The organism is Acidiphilium sp. PM (assembly GCF_000219295.1).
GTDB classification, from domain to species: domain Bacteria; phylum Pseudomonadota; class Alphaproteobacteria; order Acetobacterales; family Acetobacteraceae; genus Acidiphilium; species Acidiphilium multivorum.
This window is the reverse complement of sequence record NZ_AFPR01000336.1, coordinates 1-533: the sequence shown is the minus strand read 5'-3', so window position 1 is coordinate 533 and position 533 is coordinate 1. Positions and strand designations below refer to the sequence as shown.

The following is a 533-nucleotide window of genomic DNA, read 5'->3' as shown; positions in this document are numbered from 1 at the left end:
CAGCTCGAGGACGGCGAGGTGACCGCCATCCTCGCCCGCGCCGCGGCGCGGCCTCAGCGCAGCGGCGGCAGCGCGTAGAGGGCGAGGCCGAGTTCGGCGAGGATCAGCGCGACGATGTACCACTCGACCCGCAGGCTGCTGCGCGCCTGGACGAGGCCGAGCAGGGTCTCCACCGTCCGGCCGGCGAGATCGAGCTTGCGGTCGAGCGCGCGGTCGCGCTCGCGGAGCTCGTATTCCTCGGCGAGATGCAGGTGCAGGCGCTCGAGTTCGGGATGGTCCCAGAGCAGTTCGGGCTTTTCCGCCGTCTCGGCGCGGCCGACCATGCGGTGCTGGATGCCGAGGACGACGCCGATCTGCCGCAGCAATACCCGCCCGCGCGCGTTCACCCGGCCCCGCGCCCGCAGCTCCGCGGCGAGCGGCTCGATCCGGTCGAACATCCCGGCCATCACCGTTTCGTAACGCGCCAGCACCAGGCTCTTCGCCAGCACGTCGGCGATCAGTTGCAGGTGCTCGATCGCGCAGTGCGGCAGCAC

At 71.9% G+C, this 533-nt stretch carries 1 protein-coding gene; it reads right to left on the bottom strand.

All coding sequences use genetic code 11. The annotated features are described in order from the left end of the window. Window positions 1-53 precede the first annotated feature (53 nt). Window positions 54-533, bottom strand: a 480-nt coding sequence (locus tag APM_RS12355; protein WP_007423715.1) for an RMD1 family protein, incomplete at its 5' end; no start/stop codon positions are given.